Origin of the sequence: Phascolarctobacterium faecium, from assembly GCF_003945365.1 — a bacterium.
Classification (GTDB): domain Bacteria; phylum Bacillota; class Negativicutes; order Acidaminococcales; family Acidaminococcaceae; genus Phascolarctobacterium; species Phascolarctobacterium faecium.
The window spans coordinates 1,677,040-1,697,223 of record NZ_AP019004.1 but is presented as its reverse complement, the minus strand read 5'-3'; the positions used below and the strand labels follow the sequence as shown (position 1 = coordinate 1,697,223).

Here is a 20,184-nt window from a genome sequence, read left to right as displayed (position 1 = left end):
AAATAAAAAAGTATAAAGGAGCAGTATTATGGATTTAGATCAGGAAACAGCAAAAGAGTTAGTAAAATCAGTGATAGATGGTTTTGAAGAAGAAAGTATAGTTAATGCGGAGTCTGTTACCTTGTTTTTGTGCAGGGAATGTCTGCCGTACTTAACAAAAATGAATATTCCAGCTAATATAGTGCAGGCTGTCAATGGGCTGGCTGAAAAAAATGAAGATTTGACAGCAGCAGGAAGCTTGACTGATCTTGTTATAGCGCAGGATGGAAGGTTGCAGAGAGTTATTGTTGCCGGCTTTGGCAAAGGTGATGAATGCAAGCCGAACAATCTACGTAAAGCTGCAGGCAGTGCTGCCAGGGCTCTAATTGCTGCCAAAATAAAGCAGACTGCTGTTGTGGCACCGATTCTTTCTAATCCGGCAAGGGTCCATTACTTAGCTGCTTTGGCAGAGGGGCTGGTTTTGGGAGGGTATCAATTTACGGAATGTAAGGGTAAACCTGAAGCTAAACCGGAACTTGATTTTTCTATTATTTCCGGTATTCCTGATGCTGAACGGGTGCTTGCAGAAGCTGAGGTTGTGGCAGATGCGGTTTGTTATACACGCGATCTGGTCAACCGGCCCGGCAATTTAGTGACTCCAAGCGTTATGGCTGAAGAAGCAGAAGCATTGGCTCTGGAATATGATATGGAATTTGAAATTTTAGACGTAACAATGATGGAAGCGATGGGCATGCATGCTTTACTGGCTGTAGGGCAGGGCTCTATCCATCCTCCGTGTCTGGTTACAATCAAATATAATGGAGCAGGTGCTGCGCCTTATACTGCTTATGTCGGTAAGGGTATTACTTTTGACAGCGGAGGTATTTCGATCAAGCCCAGTGACAATATGGGTGAGATGAAAGACGATATGGCTGGTGCTGGTGCAGTTTTAGGCGCGTTAAGGGCTATTGCCGCACTGAAAATACCCTGCAATGTGATGGGGATCATTGCCTGTGCTGAAAATATGCCTTCCGGCAGCGCTCAGCGTCCCGGAGATGTTGTAAAAGCAGCTAACGGTAAAACGATCGAGGTTATTTCAACAGATGCCGAAGGACGTATGGTCTTGGCGGATTCGGTCTGGTACGCCTGCAAGCAGGGCGCAGCCAAGGTAGTTGATATAGCAACGCTGACTGGCGGCGTTATTGTTGCTTTGGGGACAGAAACAGCTGGTGTTGTCGGCAACGATGATGTTTTGATCAGACAGATTATCGAAGCTGGTAAAAAAGCAGGCGAAAGCTACTGGCAGCTGCCTGCGCTGCCGGAATGCAAGGAAGCGTTGAAAAGTGATGTTGCCGACCTGCTCAACAGTGCCGGACGTGAAGCCAGCTGTATCAGCGGCGGATTGTTTATCGGTGAATTTGTCGAAGCAGGGATACCCTGGGCCCATATTGATATCGGCGGTACTTCTACCGCTGCTAAAACTGCGGGTTTTAAAGTTAAGGGTGGTACCGGATTTGGCGTCAGCACTTTGATTAAGCTGGCGCAGGAAATGTAAAATGTTAGTAGATCTGCATACTCATAGCACAAGTTCAGATGGAACTTATACTCCGGCAAAGCTGGTAGAAGCGGCAGCTGCTGCTAAAATAGGCGTACTGGCTTTGACTGATCATGATTCTGTAAATGGCATTGTTCAGGCAGAAGCCGCTGCTGTAAATATAAAAAACGCTCCCCGCATCATCAGAGGCGTAGAGCTTGGTACTCAGGCCGGTGAAGCCAGCGTACATATTTTAGGATATCATATTGATATCAGTAATGAGCGTTTGCTGACGAAAATGCATGAAATGCGCCATGCGCGCGAACTCAGGCTGCAGAAGATTCTTAAGAAAATAGCTGCTCTGGGCTATTATGTCGAGGTGGCCGAATGTGATCCTGACAACAGAGCAGTCGGACGTCCCCATGTGGCTAAAGCTTTAGTTGCCAAAGGGTATTTTGCTACGGTGCAGGAAGCCTTTGACGTGCTTTTAAAGAGAGGCAGGCCCGGTTATGAACCGCAGCCTAAATTATCGCCGGAGGAGGCCGTAGAGCTGCTGCACCAGGCAGGAGGCCTGGCGGTGCTCGCGCATCCAAGTGAGTTGGAGGATAAGCCGCTGGTGAACTGTTTGATGAAGAATGTAAAATTTGACGGTATCGAAGTCTATCATCCTTCCGCAGATATAAATGAGCAGAAATACTGGCTGGAGCTGGCGCAGAATTTTGATTTGCTGGTTTCTGGCGGTTCAGATTTTCACGGAGTGAGCGGGCGTTTTCCTGAGCAATTAGGAATTTTTGAAGTTTTATATACAAATGTCAAAAATGTGATAGAATATAAACAATAAATTTAAGTCGGATTTGCGGAGGCCTTTATGAAAGTAGTAGCTTTTGTAGGTCCCAGCGGTACTGGTAAAAGTCATCGAGCAATAGGTATTGCCCATAAAAATAATTGTGATGCTATTATTGATGACGGATTACTTATCAAAGGAACCAAAATATTAGCCGGAACTTCTGCTAAAAATGAAACGAATAGAATACAGGCGGTCAAGCGCGCTATTTTTACTGAAGAAGATCATGCAGAAGCAGTGCGTCAGGCTTTGGCAGGTAATGACGTCCGGCGGCTTCTGATTTTGGCAACTTCCGACAATATGATAGAGAAAATAGTTAAGCGTTTGGAGTTACCTGAGCCTGAAAAGACCGTTTATATTCAGCAGATTGCGTCCAAGCAGGAGATCAAAAAGGCGAAACAGGCCCGGCTGCGCGACGGCAAGCATATTGTTCCGGTACCGACTGTCGAGTTGAAGCCGCATTTTACAGGTTATTTTGCTGATTTACCATATAATTTATTTTCCAAGCAAAGGAAGAAAAGCGGGGAAGACCGTTCGATCGTCAGACCGGCGTTCAGCTATTATGGCAAGCTGTTGATTTCCGATTACGCTATTTATGACATTATCAATCTCATCGCCGAAAAAATGATGGGCATTGATAAAGTAACAGGCATCAAAGTGCGCAGGCGTGCCGAAACGAAAGGCATCAGCATTTATGTCGATGTCGTATTGTATTACGGCGTTAAGATTTTTGAAGTAACAAAATTGTTCCAACACAAAATAAAAGAAAAAGTAGAATATATGACGGCAATGCAGGTCAAAACAATCAATGTTTCCGTCCGCAGCTTGTCGGTAAAAAAACAGGAGGATTTTTATGTTAAACGAACAAAGTAATGAAAGAGTACTTTTTTCGGGGTATGCAAAATTACCGGTAGGAATTACAGCTGCGGAAATGTATAAGGTAATAGGCGTGATTGTGGTTGTAGATATGAAGAGCGGACTTATCGTAAAGGCAGACTGCACACTGGCGACTGAACTGGCACGGCAATATATTGCGCAGTGCCTTATTGGTTACAATCTTTCCAATGGGCACGAAGAGCTGCAGAATATTTTAGAACGTCAATATCAGGGCAGTGCTAAAAAAGCCGTTGCAACGGCTATGCGGATAATTTATGACAAATACCGCAGCTTTAAAAACGGGGAAAGCGCCGAAGGCAGTGACAAATTTATCTGAAGATAATAAAATAACAAAAATGTATAAAAAAATCCCTTCAACAAAAATGTTGAAGGGATTTTTTCACATAACAGGATTAGTAAGTGCATCTGCCTGTTCAAAAATGAAAGCAGGTGAAGGATAATAGAATTGGCAATGCTGGAAACTGATTGCTTCTGTTGAAAAACGTTTTAGTAAAGCATAACTGGCACGTTCTTCAAAATCGATCAGATTATCCTTGTTGATATCGGCGTCATCGACAATGACCAAAAGATAAGCCGGAACGCTGGGCGCGTCTTCCGGGACCAGGCTGCGGTCAAGCGGGACACCTGGAACGATACGAAGATGGCCGATTACCTGCTGATTTTCGTCAAGCAGCTGGGCACGGAAAGTATCGTTGTAAAGCGTACGTGAAAGTTTGAGAGTATAAGCTCCGGAACTCATAAAACACACATCCTTTTCTCTTATTGGCAAGGGAATTTATTGCCCTCTGAATATTTGATAACGATATATATGATACCATATTCTTTTAATTTTAGCAAAGCGGCAAAAATTTAAGAAAAACAGATAAAGTATATTGTATACAATATAGAGCTTCTTCTAACTTGCAGGATTTTATAGAAATTTATCGAATTAAACTAAGTAAGTAAAGTGGCATAGTCATTTGAAAAATGAGCTTTTATTTTTCATGATACAACTGTGTACACTCAAAAATGAGGAGGGGATCCTATGAAAAAACTTTTAGCTTTTCTGATGGCGATCATGGTCTTTGCTACTATGGCAGCCGGCTGCGGCGGTGGTTCTGACAAAAAGGACGAGAAAAAACCGGCTGCGCAAAAATTCATTAATATTGCTACTGGCGGTACAGCTGGTACATATTTCCCATTGGGAGGCGCTATCGCTGACATTTTGAATAAAAATGTTCCCGGCGCTAATGCTTCAGCTCAATCCACCGGTGCATCTGTAGCAAATATCAACTTGTTGCAGCAGGATAAAGTCGATATCGCTTTTGTACAAAATGACATCGCTTATTATGCTGTTAACGGTTCAGAAATGTTCAAAGATAAAAAAGTCCCCAGTATCCAGGGCTTGGCGACTTTGTATCCCGAAACGATACAAATCGTGACTTTGGATAAAAGCGGTATTAAATCTCTTAATGATGTTAAAGGCAAACGCGTTGCAGTAGGTGCCGCAGGTTCCGGTACTGAAGCTAATGCCCGCCAGATACTCGAAGCTTATGGTATCACTTATGATGATATTAAAGTTCAATACCTCTCTTTCGCAGAAGCTTCCAATGCATTAAAAGACGGCAATGTTGACGTTGCATTCGTAACTGCAGGCCATCCGACCGCAGCTATTCAGGATATCGCGACTCAAAACCATGTAGTTTTACTGCCGGTTGACAGCGATAAAGCTGACGCTTTGATTGCAAAATATCCTTTCTATACCAAACTTACTATTGCAGCCAAAACTTACCCGAATCAAGAAGCCGACGTTCAGGCAATCGCAGTTCGTGCTATGTTGGCAGTAACTGATAAAATGGATGCTGATACCGGCTATGCTATCACCAAAGCTATTTTCAGCAATCTCGATCGTTTGAAAGCAGCTCATTCTGTAGCTAATGCAGTTTCTAAAGCAACCGCATTGGACGGTATGTCTGTTCCTGTTAATCCGGGCGCAGAAAAATACTTGAAAGAAAAATAAGAGTTAAATATTTTATATGATGAACCTGAGAGACCGGTTGCCGGGAACTTCCGGTAATCGGTCTTTTTCTAAAAAAATGATTCTGATATCAGTTACTGTATTAGTTGGTTTGGGAATATTGTTTTGGTATGCCAACCAATTAGTAGTTTCTATTAATCCCGAAGATGGATTGCCAAAACAATGTTTTACTGCAAAAAGAGGAGAAGAATGGAATATTGCATTTACCCATTCGGTCCAGCTGACAACGGTGGAAGAATTTTTTAGAGTTGACGGTGCAGATGATATGGTTATGACACATACTCGGTATCAATCACTGGGAGTAGGACTGCCATATTCACCTGCAGAAGGAATTTTGACTAATACTCCTGACGGTAAGTTTATCTTAAAAATGTATCGGCCTTATAAGACTGTAAAATTAAGAACTGCCGTACAAGCAAAGCCTCGTATTATACATAAAAATAAAGTCTATGATCTTTGCGATCTATATGGACAAGGAACCTTGGTTGAAATCAAGGCAGAAAAACGTTATCAATATTGGTTAAATTAAATTTTGCAAAAGGGGAGGAGAGGGCAGAATGAGTGAACAAGATAAAACAACTATGTCAGCAGAAGAAGTCCTGCAAAAATTTGACAAAGAGTCTGACAAACGTAATTTAACGGGAATGTGGGACAAATTAATTTCTTTTATCTGTATTGCCTTCGCCGTTTTTCAATTGTATACCGCAACTTTCGGTGTACTTGATGCACACTTACAGAGAGCAATCCATTTGGCATTTGGATTTTCTTTGATTTATCTGCTGTATCCTGGCAGGAAAAACTGGTCCAGATCTGTAATGCATCCGCTTGATGTTATTTTCGCTGTTCTAAGTGTTGCCAGTGCACTTTATATCGTAATTTTTTACGATGAACTTGTTTTAAGAGCCGGTATGAATACTGAATTTGATTTCAGTATTGCTTTTATCGGTACATTGCTTCTGTTTGAAGCAGCTCGCCGTGTTGTCGGCTGGCCGATGCTTACAGTTGCACTGTTTTTTATGTTTTATGCTTTTGCCGGCCCGTATATGCCGGGGATTCTGGCACATCGCGGAGTTGGTGTGCAGGAGATGTTCGATCATCTTTTCTTTACCACAGAAGGTATTTTTGGTACTCCACTTGGCGTATCTTCAACATTTATTTATCTCTTTATCTTATTTGGTTCCTATTTGGAAGCTACGGGTTTGGGCAAGTTGTTTATCGACCTGGCTAACGCTGTTGCCGGCTGGGCCGCAGGCGGACCTGCCAAGGTTGCCGTATTATCATCTGGGTTGATGGGCACAGTATCAGGCAGCTCTGTTGCTAACGTAGCCGGTACAGGCGCCTTTACGATTCCGATGATGAAGAAATTAGGTTATCGTCCTGCTTTTGCAGGCGCGGTAGAAGCTGCTGCTTCTACTGGCGGACAGCTGATGCCTCCTGTTATGGGTGCGGCTGCATTCTTGATGGCTGAATTTGTCGGCGTCCCTTATATCGAAGTTGTTAAAGCTGCCGTCATTCCGGCGCTGTTATATTACATTGGTGTTTGGATAGGCGTACATTATGAAGCTAAAAAGTTTGGGCTTAAAGGGACGCCGCGTGATCAATTACCTAAGTTTGGTAAACTGTTTATGGAAAAAGGCCATTTGATTTTACCGCTGGCGATCATCGTTTACTTGTTGGTATCCGGTTATACGCCGATGCGTGCTGCTTTGTGGGCGATTGGTCTTACTCTGATCTGTTCCTGCCTCAGAAAATCTACACGTATCAGCTTTGGTGATGTAGTCAAAGGCTTGATCGAAGGCTCTAAAGGTGTTCTCGGTGTTTTGATTGCCTGTGCTACAGCCGGAGTCATTATCGGTGTTGTAACCAAAACAGGCGTTGGCCTTAAATTGGCTACGGCACTGCTGGATCTTGCAGGTGGACACTTATTGCCGGCAATGTTCTTTACAATGATCACGTCTTTGATCCTTGGTATGGGCGTTCCGACTACTGCTAACTATGTTATTACATCTACAATTGCTGCTCCTGCTTTGGTGCAGATGGATGTTCCTGTTTTGGCAGCGCATATGTTTGCCTTCTACTTTGGTATCGTTGCGGACGTAACTCCTCCGGTTGCTTTGGCTGCTTATGCTGGTGCCGGTATCTCCGGTGCCGATCCAATGAAGACAGGCTTTGCAGCAGCAAAATTGGCAATAGCGGCTTTTATCGTTCCGTATATTTTTGTTCTGGCACCTGAACTGCTTATGATTGATGCAACTCCATTTACGATCACTTTTGCCTGTGCAACGGCGATTATAGGCATGTGGGGCGTATCTGTCGCCATGATTGGGTTCTGTCAGTCCAAGCTCAGCTTTTTGCAAAGACTGCTGTTCTTTGTTGGCGGCTTAAATATGATTATTCCTGGCGCTGTTACTGATGCTGTTGGCGTAGCAATTCTTGCAGTTGCTTTCTTCTGGCAGCGCATGAATAAAAATAAAGGTCCTATCGAAAACCATGGTGAGGATCTGTAAGAGCTTCAAACAAGCATACCTTTTAAGGTATGCTTGTTTTTTTATGTTCAGTTCACTGAATCTTTACAATAAAAATTTATTGATAATTGATTAAACATTTGTTTTTCTGCATTATTTAATGTATAATATACCGTAGAGTAGGTGTGCGGTTAATAGATTTTATTACTAGAGGTCTAAATACTTGTACGGAAATAAATTAAAAAAATTTTGGAGGTGTATTTTTTTTGAGTAAAATACAAAGTAAATTAAATATTATTCCCTTGGGCGGATTGGGGGAGATCGGTAAGAACATGACGGTATTCCGTTATGGCGACGATATAATTCTCGTTGATGCCGGCTTGATGTTCCCTGAAGATGATATGCTGGGAATCGATCTTGTTATTCCTGATATTACTTATTTAGTGGAGAACAAAGACAAGGTTAAAGCTATCTTCCTGACTCATGGGCACGAAGATCATATAGGTGCTTTGCCGTATGTTATGAAACAGATCGGCGCTCCTGTTTACGGAACTGCTTTGACTTTAGGTATTCTTCAGGGAAGATTGAAAGAAAACGGGGTCAGCTCTGAAGCATGCAAAATTATCAAACCTGGAGATAAAATTCACGCAGGAAATTTCAAAGTGGAATTTATACGTGTCAACCATAGTATTCCAGATGCAGTTGCATTGGCGATCCATACTCCTATTGGTATTATCATTCATACCGGTGATTTCAAATTTGACCAGACTCCTGTAGATGGACAGGTAACTGAATTTAATAAATTCGCAGAGTTCGGTGATCAGGGTGTACTGGCTTTAATGGCTGACAGTACCAATGCCGAACGCCCCGGTTATACGCAAAGTGAAAAAATAGTCGGGCAGACTTTTGATGATGAATTCCGTTATGCCAAAAACCGTATTATTGTCGCTACCTTCTCGTCAAACGTACATCGTATCCAGCAGGTAGTTGACAGCGCTGTTCGTTATAAACGTAAAGTAGCAGTTATCGGGCGCAGCATGGTAAATGTAGTAAATATTTCCATGGAATTAGGGTATTTAAAAATACCTGAAGGCGTACTGATCGACATTGATGAGAGCAACAACTATACTCCTGATAAGATAGTTATCATTACTACCGGCAGCCAGGGAGAGCCTATGTCTGCTTTAACAAGAATGGCTATGTCCGATCATAAAAAAGTTGATATTGTTCCCGGAGACACTGTTATTATTTCCGCAACACCTATTCCAGGCAATGAAAAGCTGGTTTCCAGAACAATAGACCACTTGTATAAACTTGGTGCCGATGTTATTTATGAAAAAAGCAATGGTGTACACGTTTCAGGTCATGCCAGTCAGGAAGAAATCAAAATGATGCACAATCTGGTGCGTCCTAAATTTTTCATTCCTGTGCATGGCGAATACAGGCATTTGATCAAGCATGCACAGCTTGCAGGCAGTCTGGGTATGCCGCGCGAGAATATCGTCGTAGGCGAAAACGGTTCGATCATTGAATTGACACGCAATAGTATTGGTATCAATGGCCGCGTTCCTTCCGGAAAAGTACTTGTAGACGGACTCGGCGTAGGTGATGTTGGCAATATCGTTCTGCGTGACCGCAGACAGCTGTCCCAGGATGGTATCATGATAGTTGTCGTTACTATCGATAAGGATACCTGCACTGTAGTTTCCGGTCCGGATATAGTTTCTCGCGGCTTTGTTTATGTGCGTGAAGCAGAGGGCTTGATGGAAACTGCTAAAGAGAAAGTTCAGCAGGCTCTTGATAAATGCGAACAGAGCAATGTTTCTGAATGGTCTGTTATAAAATCTGCTGTCCGCGATTCACTTGGCAGATTTTTATACGAAAAAACACGCAGAAGACCGATGATTTTGCCTATTATAATGGAGATCTAATGTTGTAAATGAGGTGCCTAATTTGAGAAGAACCAAAGCAGAACGTACGGAACAACAGAATAACAGTCGTTTGGAAATAAGCGGCGTTCTTTTGCTTGCGTTAGGATGTTTTGCAGCAGCAGCTTATTTTGGGCTTCCTACAGGAACAATAGGTGCTTTTATAGATAAAGTTGTGAACTATACTTTAGGTAAAGGGGCATTTTTGTTTCCGCTCGCATGCATAGTTCTTGGTATTAGATTTTCTTTTTCCCACAAGGGAATTGGTTTTTCAAAAAAAGGATTAGCCCTAACATTATTGATGCTGTGCCTTTTAGGCACAGCTCATCATGTTTTTGTACCTGTAGGGGAAGAGCTGGTTCCTGAACAGCTTAAAGAAGGTGGCGGTCTATTGGGCGGAGCTTTTCTTTTAGCATTAAGACGTCTGTCAGGAACAGCTGGAGCATTGATAATTTTGATTGCAGGTATCATCTGCAGCGTTTTATTAACGGGGAAATTGTCTTTAAAGGCTTCGGCAGAAACAGCTGGTAGAAAAGCTAAAAATATTGTAACTTATCAAAATTCAGATAATGAAACTACTGCTGAAACTTCTGATTTTAAGAATATGGAAGTTTTGAACACTGTTAATCCTTACAACAGTGATGATTTTGCAGGCTTTACTTCAGGAATCAAAAAAGAAAGCCAGTTTAAACAGATCATTCGAAAAGCTGTTGGCAAAAATGAAAGTAAAGCTGAAGATGAAGAAGCGTTTTTTGATGATGAACAGCCATTTATCGAAGAATTTCCTGTTGCTGAGAAAAATGAGCCTCATATTATTACAAGGCCGATTATAGATTTTAATAAACCAAAGGAAACAGCAGTACAAATGCCAGAGCATGATTTTCTTAATCCTTACAAAAATCAGAATCCTGGCGATATAAAGATCATTGATACTGCTGATAAAAATATTTCTGCTGCCAGCCCGGCTCCTAAAAAGGCTGTCAGTGAAAAAGTAAAAACAGAAACTCTGCCGGCAGCAGAAGCAAGTACATACTTGTTTCCACCTTTGGAGTTACTTAATCCTCCGTATGTTTCCAAAGATAAGCATACCGAAGAGGATATCAGAGAACAATGTGCTATTTTAGAACAGACACTTGAAGATTTCCGCGTTCGCGCCAGCGTCGTCGCTGTTACCCGCGGTCCTTCCGTCACCAGATTTGAACTGGAACCTGCTCCTGGCGTTAAAGTAAGTTCAGTAGTAAACTTAGCAGACGATATAGCGCTCAAACTTGCCGCCTCAGGTGTTCGCATCGAGGCGCCGATACCAGGCAAAGCTGCCATCGGCATTGAAGTCCCGAACCGAAAAAATGATCCGGTATTTTTCAGGGAGGTAGTCGACTGCGATTTAGTTCGTAAAACAGAGTCAAAACTTTGTGTAGGTCTTGGCAAGGATATCAGTGGTAATATTATTACGGTAGACCTTTCTAAAATGCCTCATATGCTTGTTGCCGGTTCTACCGGTTCCGGTAAATCTGTATGTATCAATACGATCATTGCCGGTATTTTATACAAAGCCCGTCCTGAAGAAGTCAAAATGATTTTAGTTGACCCTAAGGTTGTTGAACTTTCTAATTATAATGGTATTCCGCATTTACTGACTCCTGTTGTTACTGATTCCAAAAAAGCTGCTTCAGCTTTACATTGGGCTGTTGCCGAGATGGAACGCCGTTACAAGGCTTTTGCTGATAATCATGTGCGGGAAATCAATAGCTATAATGCACAGGCCGCGGAAAAAATGCCCTTTATCGTAATTATTATTGACGAATTAGCAGATTTGATGATGGTGGCTAAAGTAGATGTAGAAGATGCTATTCTGCGTTTGGCTCAAAAAGCCCGCGCAGCTGGTATCCATCTTATTTTGGCAACTCAGCGTCCGTCTGTTGATGTTATTACAGGAATTGTAAAAGCAAACATTCCTTCACGTATTGCTTTTGCTGTTTCTTCACAGACCGATTCCCGTACTATTTTGGATATGGGCGGTGCTGAAAAGCTATTGGGCAAAGGCGATATGCTTTTTTATCCTATCGGTACAAATAAGCCTGTACGTGTACAAGGTGCTTTTGTGAGTGATGGAGAATTAAATAAGATTGTTGATTTTATCAAGAAGCAATCCATACCAGTCGAATATTCAGAAGAAGTTACTCAGCAGGTGTTAGAAAGTGATACTAAAGGTTCTAACGCAGCATCTGAAAATGGCAACGATCTGATGAGTGACGAACTTTTTGAAGATGCAGTCCGTTTAGTCATGGATACTGGTCAGGCATCTTCTTCAATGCTGCAGCGTAAATTTAGAATTGGTTATACGCGTGCTGCACGCTTAGTTGATTGTATGGAAGAACTTGGTATCGTAGGTCAGTCTGTTGGCAGCAAACCCCGCGAATTAATTATGTCGCGTCATGAAATAGAAGAACGTTTTTTTACAGCGCAATAAATATGATAGAGGAGGGTAAGCTTATGGATAATATAGGAGAAATTCTAAAAAATACCAGACTTGATAAAGGCCTTTCTTTAGATCAGGTAGAAGAAGCTACCAGTATCCGAAAAATCTATCTAGCGGCTATTGAAACAGGTGACTACGCTAAAATTCCAGGTGATGTTTTTACTAAAGGAATAATACGCACCTATGGTAATTATCTGGGGCTCAACGGTCCAGAATTAGTTACGCTTTACAAAGCTGCTTGTGCAGGTGTTGATCCAGAAGAAATAAAACCTGCTGAAATCCGTACAACTTCTAAAATAAGTGTTGCTCCTCATCTAAAACCGCAAAAAAATTCTTCGAATATTTTTACTTATCTGCTGTCATTTTTGTTGTTAGTTATAATTGCTGCTGCCGGTTATATTTTCTTATTCAGCAGCAGTGATCAGCCGGAAAATATTGTGACACCAAAACAATCAGCTTTAAGTGATGATACTGCCAAAAGCAATGAAATACCTGAGCAGGAAAAAGCAAAAATAGAAGCAGATGCAAAAAAAGCCAAAGAACGCGCTGAACAAGCGGCTGCTGCTAAAGCACAGAAAACGCCTGCTGACAATAAGCAAGTACAGCAGAAGCAGCAAGCTGTTCCTGATAAAAACAATCTAAATCTCTATATGTTTTGTAATGACAGATGCTGGGTAGAAGTTACTGTAGATGGAGAAAAAGTTTTTGAAGGAACTTTAGTAAGCAATCAGGAAAAAAACTTCTCTGCTGATAAAAAAATTATTGTAAAATATGGCAACATCAAGGCAATGCAGATTGCTGTTAACGGAAAGCCTGCTCCAGCTGAAAAAGTTGATGGAGTTGTCATTAAAGAATATAAGAAATAATATCGGAGGCCATAAATCCTAATGAAAGAATTTTTGCCGATTTCCCAGGAAGATATCAATGCCCGTGGTTGGGAACAAATAGATTTTTTGTTTATCAGCGGCGATGCCTATGTTGATCATCCTTCTTTTGGACCGGCTGTTATTTGTCGTGTATTAGAAGCGCAGGGTTATAAAGTCGCACTGTTGTGTCAGCCAGATTGGCGCAAGCTGAAAAATTTTGAGGTGCTGGGCAAGCCTCGTCTGGCAGTGCTTATTTCAGGTGGAAATCTTGATTCGATGCTTTGCCACTATACTGCGGCTAAAAAACCAAGAAAAAAAGATGCATATACACCTGGTGGCGAGATGGGGAAGCGCCCTGATCATGCTACTGTAGTTTACGCGCAGCAAATAAAACGCTTATGGCCGGAAATGCCGGTTATTATCGGAGGCATTGAAGCCAGTTTGCGCAGATTTGCGCATTTTGATTATTGGGAAAATAAAATTTTGCCTTCCATCTTAGTCGAAAGTAATGCCGACCTTTTGATATATGGTATGGGTGAAAAGCAGATCGTTGAAATTGCTGACTATTTAGCTGGCGGAGCTATTATCGAAGATATCCATTATGTGCGGGGTACAGCTTATTTAGCAGATGATTTGCAAGCGTTAGATGAATTTATTGAATTACCTTCATTAGAAGATATATTAAAAGATAGGGAAGCGTTTGCTAAAGCTTATAACCTACAAAGTAAAGAACTTGATCCATTTTCCGGGAAGATTGTTGTCCAAAAGAACGGCAAAAAATTCGTTGTTCAAAATCAAGTGCCATTTCCTTTGTCACAGGAAGAAATGGATGCTATTTATGATTTGGATTATATGCGTACTTATCATCCGTCTTACGAAAAATACGGAGGAGTGCCTGCAATAGAAGAGGTACAGTTTAGTGTGATCAGTTGCCGTGGCTGTTTTGGCAGTTGTTCTTTCTGTGCTATTCATTCTCATCAGGGAAGAATAATCCAGACACGCAGTCATGAATCTATCATTCGTGAAGCAAAAAAAATCACTGAATTGCCAAATTTTAAGGGGTATATACATGATGTTGGCGGTCCGACTGCCAATTTCAGACATCCTTCCTGTGCCAAGCAATTAAAAGTAGGAGTTTGTCGCGACAGGCAGTGTCTATTTCCAAAACCATGTCCTAATCTTGATACTGACCACAGCGATTATATAGCACTGCTTCAAAAAGTTCGTGCGCTTTCTGGAATAAAGAAAGTATTCGTTCGTTCCGGTATCCGTTACGATTATTTGCTGGCAGACAAAAATGATCGTTTCTTAGATGAATTATGTCGTTACCATGTCAGCGGGCAATTAAAAGTTGCTCCAGAGCATGTAGCAGAACATGCCTTAGCTAATATGGGCAAGCCTGGTAAATCTGTTTATCTAAAATTTATGCGTGCTTTTAATAAGAAAAATCAAGAAATAGGCCTCAAACAGTTTTTAGTACCTTACTTTATCTCCAGTCATCCCGGCTGTACTCTGCGTGATGCAGTTGAGTTAAGTGAATTTTTGAGGGATATCGGACATCAGCCTGAACAGGTGCAGGATTTTATTCCAACTCCAGGAAGCGCATCGACAGCAATGTATTATTCCGGTATCAATCCTGAAACTGGCAAAAAGGTTTTTGTTGCCCGTAATCCTCATGATAAAGCGATGCAGCGTGCTCTGATGCAATATAAAAATCCTAAAAACCGTCAGTTGGTTAAAGAAGCTTTACAGCAGACTAATCGTGGTGACCTTATTGGTGATGATGCGAAATGTTTACTGAAAATATCTTCTTCCCATAATCCAAAAGCACGACACAGCAAAATTGCATTTAACCCTAAAATTAACAAACGGCGGTAAAACAGGAGGTTAAAGATGCCTCAAAAAAAAATACTGTTAATCATTGCTCTGATGTTTGCATGTATAGCCTGGTTTATTTTTGATTCTGACAAAAATGAAACAAGTATAGCGGTGCATGGAAAAACTGAATTATTATTATATTCTAATTTAGATAACAGTTTTCTACAGGCTTTAATCAGCGAGTATAATAATGACTCTGATCGGAATGCTGTGATAAAACTATTACTGCCGGAAGAAAGAGAACAGGGAAAATTACCTGATTTGTATCTCTTAGAGCATAATGAGCTGCAGCTTCTAAGTAAACAGCAGCGTTTATATGCCATTTTAAGTGAGGCTGGAGATTTATTACCGTCTGTTTTTAAAGATGAACAAAGTCAATGGTTCGGTGTCTTTTATGACCCTGTAGTTTTTTTGGTTAATCAAAGTTATGCCAGAAAATACGGTCAGGAAAATATTTTGAGTTGGCAGGATATCATTAAGCTTCAAAATGTGCGTGTGGCTATGGAAAATCTTTCCGATTCGGCAAATACGCGTAACTTTTTAGCTGCTTTTGCAAGTGTTCGAGGCGAGGAAAAAAGCCTGGCATATTTCAGAGGTCTTAACAGACAAATTCCTCAATATTCCCGCTTTCCTTTCACACCAATTCGCCTGACCACTGTTGGTGATGCAGACTTGGCTATTACTCGGCGCAGCTACGTATTCAAATATTTGGAAAATGATTTTCCTGCATATATCGTCTTTCCCAGTGAAGGGACTCCTGTAAGCTTATATGGGGTAGCCGTTGATGCTGCTTCTAAAAAATATGAGGATGCACAAATGTTCAGAGACTGGCTTTTAATGTCATCGGCACCGCAGAAAGTTGCGTTGGAGCAAAATACAGGTTATATGTTTTTACTATCCAATGGTTTAAATGGCAATCATATTGAGCAGCCTGAAAAATTATGGCTTAATACTGCTTATAATACTCTGGTACAACAGGAGATTTTAACAAATAAATGGCTGCAGTCGGCTAGATTTGCAGTAAAATAGATGGAGGAACAAACGTGAAAATAGGCTTAGTAAGTCTCGGCTGTCCTAAGAATCTCGTTGATTCTGAAACAATGTTGGGATTGATTCATGAACAGCAGATAACAATTACTAACGATCCTGCAGAAGCAGATTTGATTATTATAAATACCTGTGGTTTTATAGAATCTGCCAAAGAAGAATCTATTAATACTATTTTACAAATGGGGGAGTATAAAACAACAGGGACCTGTAAATATTTGATTATTACCGGCTGCTTAGGGCAGCGTTATGCAGAAGAACTTTTAGAAAATATTCCTGAAGCAGATGCCGTTATAGGTACTGAATGCTATGAAGATATTGCTTATGTTATCCAAAGGGTCACTCAGGGAGAGCGGTTCATTATGCTGGAGTCTCTGAAAAAAGCAGAACTGGCGCCGCCAATCCCGGCACCGCGTATTTTAACAACTCCTGATTATATGGCATATTTAAAAATTGCCGAAGGCTGTGATAATTGCTGCTCTTACTGTATCATCCCCAAATTACGTGGACCTTATGTCAGCAAACCGTTTGAACAAGTGCTTGGCGAAGCCAAAGCATTAGTTGATAAGGGTGTTAAAGAGCTGATAGTTGTTGCACAGGATACCACCAGATACGGTGAAGATCTTTACGGTAAACTGCGCCTGCCGGAGCTCTTGTCTGAACTTAATAAACTGGAAGGCCTTAAATGGATCCGGGTCATGTATTGTTATCCAAATAATTTTACTGACGATTTGATTGAAGCTTTTGCCAGCTTGGATAAGGTTTGCAAATATGTGGATCTTCCGCTTCAGCATGCCAGCGATAGATTGCTAAGCAGCATGAATCGCTATGATACTAAATCAGAAGTTGAGGCATTGCTAAACAAATTACGGCAGCGTATACCATGTATTACTATCAGAACTACGTTTATTGTCGGTTTTCCTGGAGAAACAGAAGCTGATTTCCAAGAATTAAAAGCTTTTGTTGAAGCACAGCGTTTCGACAATGCCGGTGTGTTCTCTTATTCCCAAGAAGAGGGAACTGTAGCAGCTGATTTGCCAGAACAGATAGATACGCAAATCAAGGAAGAACGTTTTCATGAATTAATGTCTTTGCAGGCACAAATATCAGAAGATATGCATCATAATATGGAAGATATGATTTTAGAAGTACTTGTTGAAGGTTGCGATGAGGAAAACCCTGATCTTGTTTTTGGTCGTTCATATAAAGAAGCTCCTAATATTGATGGCAGTATTTTTGTCGAAAACGCAGGAAGTGTTCAAGCAGGTGAGTTTATTAAAGTAAAAATTTTACAGGGTTTCACCTACGAAATGGTAGGAGAGAGAATTTAATTTGCCAGCAAGGGGGCAAAACAAATGATCGTTGAAGTTGTAAATACAGGTACTGAGCTGCTGTTGGGAGAAATACTTAATACTAATTTTCAGTACTTATCACGACAATTAAATAAACTAGGCTATGATGTGCTTTATCAGACGACTGTTGGCGATAATGAGACCAGGCTTAGAAGCGTTTTAGAAATTGCTTTAGAAAGAGCGGATATCGTTATTACTACAGGTGGTCTTGGCCCTACAAGAGGCGATATCACTAAAGAAGTTATTGCTGATATGCTGGGACTGGAAATGTATCTGGATTTAGATACATGGGATAGGATTAATAGTTTTTTTGTTAAAAAAGGTCTTTGTATGTCATCTAATAATGATAAACAGGCAATGGTTCCTTTAGGTGCAGAAATTTTAATCAACGAAGTTGGAACTGCGCCGGGTTTGGTATTAGAACATAATGGCAAGCTAATTGTTTTGCTGCCTGGACCTCCGTCAGAATTAAATTACGTATGTGAACAGCGCTTTTTACCGTTACTTATGCAGCGTTATGCTCAACAAGGTATAATCTATTCGCGTATTTTAAAAATGCGTGGCATTGGAGAATCATCTGTTGCAGCGCAGCTTGATGATATTATCACTTCACAAAGTAATCCTACCATTGCCATTTATGCTCGTCGCGGTGAAATTATTGTTCGTATTACAGCTAAAGCGTCCGATGTTGAAGAAGCCAAAGCCTTGATTTCCGGCACAGAAGCACAAATCTATGAACGGTTAAGTAAATTTATTTATGGCGTTGATGATGCTTCTTTAGCAGAATATCTTGGTCAGGAACTATTAAAAAGCGGTAGTACGATTGCCTTTGCGGAATCCTGCACAGGAGGTTTAGCCAGCAGCATGATCACTGATATTCCTGGCAGCAGTGAATATCTTTTGGGCAGTGTTGTGACTTACAGCAATATGGCCAAACAAAAACTGGTCAACGTATCTGCGGAAAATTTAGAAAAATACGGCGCTGTCAGCGAACAGGTTGCCTGTGAGATGGCGTCCGGAGTGAGAGATCTTTTTGGAACAACTTATGGTGTAGGTATCACTGGTATTGCAGGTCCTGGTGGTGCCACAGAAGAAAAACCTGTAGGCTTAGTTTATATGGCTGTAGCTGATGGCAATGACGTACATTGTGTGAAACATCTTTTCGGCGGAACCAGAACTGAAAATAAACTGCGTAGTGCGTTAACGGCTATTTCTATGGTGATAGATAAAATAAAAGCAAGAAGAAATGAGGAAATTTAAACAATGACAACTAATGTACAAGAAATGTTCGGCAGCTTACTGCTGGATAAAAAAATCGTAGCATCTTTAACAGCTATGGGTTTTGAAGAACCGTCTCCGATCCAGGAGCAAACTATTCCTTTAGTACTAGAGGGTAGCGATGTTATAGGTCAGGCACAAACTGGTACTGGTAAAACAGCCGCCTTTGGTATTCCGGTCGTACAAAGTATTACCGATCATCGCCATATTCAAGCTCTGATTATGACTCCAACCCGTGAACTGGCAATCCAGGTTGCAGAAGAGATTGGTAAAATTGGACGTACTTCTAAAATTAAAGCATTACCTGTTTATGGCGGACAGCCTATCGACCGTCAGATCAGAGCTTTACGCAGCGGCGTGCAAATAGTTATTGGTACTCCAGGCCGTTTGATTGATCATATAAACCGTAAAACTATCAAACTTGATCATATTAAATTTTTAGTCCTGGATGAAGCTGATGAAATGTTGGATATGGGCTTTGTAGACGATATGGAAGAAATTATGAAAAATCTTCCTGCAGAACGTCAAACCTTGTTGTTTTCAGCAACTATGCCAAGACCGATCCTAAGCCTCACAAAAAAATATATGAAGGCTCCTAAAAATGTTACGATCAGCAAAGAGGAACTCACAGTTCCGCTTATCGATCAATATTATTTTGAAACTAAGGATAAGATCGAAGGTTTATGTCGTTTGCTTGATGCAGAAATAGATGGTAAGCTGATTATTTTCTGCCGCACTAAAAAAGGTGTTGATGATCTGGCTATTGCATTGGGAAGCCGCGGTTATATGGCTGAAGGTTTACATGGCGATTTAAGCCAAACTCAACGTGATCGTGTTATGAAGAAATTCCGTGACGGAACAGCTGATATTCTTATCGCTACGGACGTCGCTGCCCGCGGCATAGATATTGATAATATTACTCATGTTATCAATTTTGATATTCCTCAGGATCCGGAAAGCTATGTTCATCGTATTGGACGTACCGGCCGTGCAGGTAATACTGGTGTTGCTATGACCTTTATTACACCGCGTGAATTCCGTCAGTTGAAACTTATCGAACGCACTACTAAAACCAAAATAACACGTCGTCAATTGCCGACTACAGCCAATGTTATTGAGCGTCAGCGTGAAATGATCGTTTCCAAAATGCAGAGTGTGCTGGATCAGTCTAACTATCATGATTATATGCCTATTGCAGCAAGCTTATTAAAAGAATATGATGCTGAAGATGTGGTTGCTGCTGCGTTAAAACTGATGCAGGAAGGTAATAAAGCTTTAGAAGCTTCGCCTGAAGATATTCTGGCGAAAGATTTAAGTAATACTGGTGGTCGTCCTGGCATGGTTCGTCTTTTCATGAATATTGGACGCAGCCAAAAAGTTACTGTTCAGGATATAGTTCGAACTATTGCTATTGAAGCTGATATTCCTGCCAAAGAAGTAGGTTTGATCAATATTTATGACAAGTTTACCTTTGTAGAAGTCCCAGAAGATATGGCCGAAAAAGTTTTGGGTGTAATGCACAAAAACACGATTAAAGGCTATAAAATAAATGTCGAGCCGGCACGCGTTCGTCAGTAATTGTAAGAAAAGGAAGAGCAGATATGGTAAAATACCATGTCT

General features: G+C 41.1%; 16 protein-coding genes. 15 read left to right on the top strand and 1 reads right to left on the bottom strand.

Annotated elements, in window-relative coordinates; all coding sequences use genetic code 11:
• Nucleotides 1-28 precede the first annotated feature (28 nt).
• The 4 genes from PFJ30894_RS08315 to PFJ30894_RS08300 are packed head-to-tail and all read left to right on the top strand — an operon-like array spanning nt 29 to nt 3,570.
• Complete coding sequence (locus PFJ30894_RS08315; protein ID WP_125669541.1) at nt 29-1,534, top strand: leucyl aminopeptidase; 1,506 nt, start codon at nt 29-31, stop codon at nt 1,532-1,534.
• A 1-nt stretch (nt 1,535) separates the two neighbouring features.
• A complete protein-coding gene (locus tag PFJ30894_RS08310; RefSeq protein ID WP_113076964.1) occupies nt 1,536-2,354 on the top strand; it encodes a PHP domain-containing protein in 819 nt (272 codons plus the stop codon).
• Between the two features lie 27 nt (nt 2,355-2,381).
• Nucleotides 2,382-3,230 (top strand): Asp23/Gls24 family envelope stress response protein, encoded by an 849-nt coding sequence (locus PFJ30894_RS08305; protein WP_021718517.1) that lies wholly within the window; start codon nt 2,382-2,384, stop codon nt 3,228-3,230.
• A complete protein-coding gene (locus PFJ30894_RS08300; RefSeq protein ID WP_021718516.1) occupies nt 3,211-3,570 on the top strand; it encodes a DUF3870 domain-containing protein in 360 nt (119 codons plus the stop codon). Before PFJ30894_RS08305 ends, PFJ30894_RS08300 begins: the two co-directional genes overlap by 20 nt.
• Before the next feature lie 63 nt (nt 3,571-3,633).
• Here the strand turns inward: PFJ30894_RS08300 and PFJ30894_RS08295 are convergent, their stop codons facing one another.
• Nucleotides 3,634-3,993, bottom strand: coding sequence for a hypothetical protein (locus PFJ30894_RS08295; RefSeq protein WP_021718515.1), 360 nt, complete (start codon nt 3,991-3,993; stop codon nt 3,634-3,636).
• A 285-nt stretch (nt 3,994-4,278) separates the two neighbouring features.
• Here PFJ30894_RS08295 and PFJ30894_RS08290 point away from each other — a divergent pair, with 285 nt between their 5' ends.
• From PFJ30894_RS08290 to PFJ30894_RS08240, 11 genes are all read left to right on the top strand, one after another.
• Nucleotides 4,279-5,253, top strand: coding sequence for a TAXI family TRAP transporter solute-binding subunit (locus PFJ30894_RS08290; protein ID WP_021718514.1), 975 nt, complete (start codon nt 4,279-4,281; stop codon nt 5,251-5,253).
• Nucleotides 5,254-5,269: 16 nt separating this feature from the next.
• On the top strand, nt 5,270-5,800 hold the full coding sequence (locus PFJ30894_RS08285) for a DUF1850 domain-containing protein (RefSeq protein ID WP_125669540.1): 531 nt from the start codon (nt 5,270-5,272) through the stop codon (nt 5,798-5,800).
• 28 nt (nt 5,801-5,828) lie between these two features.
• Entirely contained in the window at nt 5,829-7,778 is a 1,950-nt protein-coding gene (locus PFJ30894_RS08280) for a TRAP transporter permease (RefSeq protein ID WP_125669539.1), read from the top strand.
• Nucleotides 7,779-8,002: 224 nt separating this feature from the next.
• Nucleotides 8,003-9,667, top strand: a complete 1,665-nt coding sequence (locus PFJ30894_RS08275; protein ID WP_021718511.1) for a ribonuclease J — start codon at nt 8,003-8,005, stop codon at nt 9,665-9,667.
• A 22-nt stretch (nt 9,668-9,689) separates the two neighbouring features.
• On the top strand, nt 9,690-12,134 hold the full coding sequence (locus PFJ30894_RS08270; RefSeq protein WP_167457047.1) for a DNA translocase FtsK: 2,445 nt from the start codon (nt 9,690-9,692) through the stop codon (nt 12,132-12,134).
• A gap of 23 nt (nt 12,135-12,157) precedes the next feature.
• Nucleotides 12,158-13,009 (top strand): helix-turn-helix domain-containing protein, encoded by an 852-nt coding sequence (locus tag PFJ30894_RS08265; RefSeq protein ID WP_167457046.1) that lies wholly within the window; start codon nt 12,158-12,160, stop codon nt 13,007-13,009.
• Between the two features lie 21 nt (nt 13,010-13,030).
• A complete protein-coding gene (locus tag PFJ30894_RS08260) occupies nt 13,031-14,887 on the top strand; it encodes a YgiQ family radical SAM protein (protein ID WP_125669536.1) in 1,857 nt (618 codons plus the stop codon).
• Nucleotides 14,888-14,902: 15 nt separating this feature from the next.
• Complete coding sequence (locus tag PFJ30894_RS08255; protein WP_021718507.1) at nt 14,903-15,916, top strand: ABC transporter substrate-binding protein; 1,014 nt, start codon at nt 14,903-14,905, stop codon at nt 15,914-15,916.
• A gap of 14 nt (nt 15,917-15,930) precedes the next feature.
• On the top strand, nt 15,931-17,265 hold the full coding sequence (gene rimO / locus PFJ30894_RS08250; RefSeq protein ID WP_125669535.1) for a 30S ribosomal protein S12 methylthiotransferase RimO: 1,335 nt from the start codon (nt 15,931-15,933) through the stop codon (nt 17,263-17,265).
• A 24-nt stretch (nt 17,266-17,289) separates the two neighbouring features.
• Nucleotides 17,290-18,546 (top strand): competence/damage-inducible protein A, encoded by a 1,257-nt coding sequence (locus tag PFJ30894_RS08245; protein WP_021718505.1) that lies wholly within the window; start codon nt 17,290-17,292, stop codon nt 18,544-18,546.
• 3 nt (nt 18,547-18,549) lie between these two features.
• Nucleotides 18,550-20,142, top strand: a complete 1,593-nt coding sequence (locus PFJ30894_RS08240; RefSeq protein WP_113076971.1) for a DEAD/DEAH box helicase — start codon at nt 18,550-18,552, stop codon at nt 20,140-20,142.
• The last annotated feature ends 42 nt before the right edge of the window (nt 20,143-20,184 follow it).